General features: G+C 52.3%; 1 protein-coding gene and 1 pseudogene. One reads left to right on the top strand and one right to left on the bottom strand.

Translation table 11 applies throughout. From position 1 onward, the window contains the following. The coding region (locus L1069_RS23605; RefSeq protein WP_237457272.1) for a helicase-related protein at positions 1-1,550 on the top strand (1,550 nt) is incomplete at its 5' end. A gap of 362 nt (positions 1,551-1,912) precedes the next feature. Here L1069_RS23605 and L1069_RS23600 read toward each other — a convergent pair. After that, positions 1,913-2,198, bottom strand: a pseudogene (locus tag L1069_RS23600) (SAM-dependent methyltransferase); the annotation flags it as partial.

Here is a 2,198-nt window from a genome sequence, read left to right as displayed (position 1 = left end):
TGGTGATGCACCAAAGTGAAACATCGACGGATGCCCCGACCATTTTCTTAGGAACCCAAGAGCGACTGATATACCGCGAAGATTTGGGAGATTTGGACCTCACTGTCGTTGACGAGTTTTACAAACTTGATCCCGACAGGCGTGACGAGCGAAGCATCACACTCAACGCTGCGGTCTACCGTTTGCTCAAGCGGTCCAAGCAGTTCTTCTTTCTTGGCCCCAATATCGACAAGATATCTGTTGCACCAGATTCCCGGTGGAACTTTGAGTTTCTGAGAACTCGTTTTTCCACTGTCGCGGTTGAGACCTTGGATCTCCAAGGGGTATCAGACAAGCACGAACGTCTGATTGAAGAAATTGGCGAGGATAGAAACTGGCCCGCGCTGGTCTTCATTTCGTCACCGGGCCGGGCCAATAAACTCGCAATTGAGCTTTCTGAAAAGATGGCCGCCGCAGAAGAAACAAGCGACTTCGCTGTTTGGTTGAAAAACAACATTGGGCGCAACAATTTTTTATCTTTAGCCGTCTACTATGGCTTTGGTGTTCACCATGGCCGCATCCCGCGAGCGATTGCCGCACAAATGGTTCGCCTCTTCAATCAAGGTAAGCTTCCCATACTGCTTTGCACGTCAACGCTCATTGAAGGCGTCAACACGGCGGCAAAGACAGTCATGATCTATGATAAAAAGATCAATCGGGACTCGTATGACTTCTTCACCTACTCAAATATCAAGGGGCGCGCCGGTCGGCTGGGACAACATCACGTAGGCCAAGTGATGGTGTTCAACGATATCCCAGAGCACACCGAACTGGAAGTCAGCCCAACGCTGTTTTCTGAGGACGACGAGCTACCCGACGAGTACATTGTACATATCGACAAACCGGATAGATCACAGCGGTCAGATAATAGGTTTCGTTACTACCGTGACCAGTTAGGTCTCGATGGCAGCGAGCTTACATTGGCGTCTTCAATCGGGTTGGAAACAGCCATAGCCATAAAAGAGCAAGTAATCCGCTCCCTTGAAGAGAGCGATAGGTTGATTTGGGCACGGTGGCCAAGATGGCCTGAGATACTCGAAGTCTGTGATGTATTCTGTTCTCAACAGAAGGTCGGTTCTTTTGGAGCATTCAACACCAGACAGCTTGCTACACTTATCGACAGACTTCGAAAGGCAACAAGCCTAAAAGGTTTCCTTCTGGATCAAGATCTGAGCTACAAGGGTCAACCGGAAAATCGAGACAATATCTTCAAGTTCTTGCGGGCCTGCGAGTATGGTTTGCCGCAGAACTTTGCTTTAGTAGAGCTATTTGTCCGCCAGTCCTCGCCATACGCCGACTACAGTTTGTTTCTTGGCGGCATTGGAAGCTGGTTTCAGCCGGAAATTCTCAAGGAATTGGACGAGGAAGGGGTGCCAATTCAGATTTCGCAGGGCTTCTACGTTGACAGTGACACCAAGACGAGCTTGAGGAGCCGCTTGTACGAAGCCATCCACAATCCGAAGGCAGCTCTGACGGAGTTCGAGCGTGAGTGGTTGCAGCAAGCCTTGTGATTGTGGTTCGGCGAAGAGCTTAGTCTGTCGACGGTCGCGTTCTCGCACCCGCAGCGAATGACCGGATTCCGCCCTACCTGCATGCGAACCAGCAGTGGATATGCGGCAGGCCGGAGGTCTGCTTCGGGCTGGCTTGTGCCATCTGTCGGGAGGGTTCCGGTGAGGTTTCGCTGCAACCCTGCTGCCGCTTCGCCGCAAGTCGGCTTTGAGCCCACTGCGGAAGTCTTCAAATCATGCTGCGAGCGCACGCAGCGCTAAAATCGCTGCAAATGCTCGATCTACAACGCTGCGCGGCGGCAGGGTTAGCAGCCATTCGTGAACGGCGCAGCGAGGGTCGTCAGGGCAATTCACAGGTCGCGGACTTAGCTACCGTTCACCGTCCCCCGAACTGCCCACGCCCGAGCCGCAAGCAAGATCAACCCGTCAGGGTCAGTCGGCAATGTTTCAATCAAGCGATTTTTCAACTTCTGGCGCGCTGCATCATCCAGAGACGCACAATAGCCCGGCGCTGGCGCAATTCCGGAAAGGAAGGGAGGCCAATAGTCATCAAAATCCGCGAACGGTGTCAGAATGTCGATAGGTTTAGTCTTAACATCTCGCAATCCGGCACTTGAAAATAATTCGGTCAGTGCAGCGGGACGGCAAATC

It is taken from the genome of Leisingera sp. MMG026, from assembly GCF_021654205.1.
In the GTDB taxonomy this organism is placed as follows: domain Bacteria; phylum Pseudomonadota; class Alphaproteobacteria; order Rhodobacterales; family Rhodobacteraceae; genus Leisingera.
This window is presented reverse-complemented; position numbering and strand designations above follow the sequence as displayed.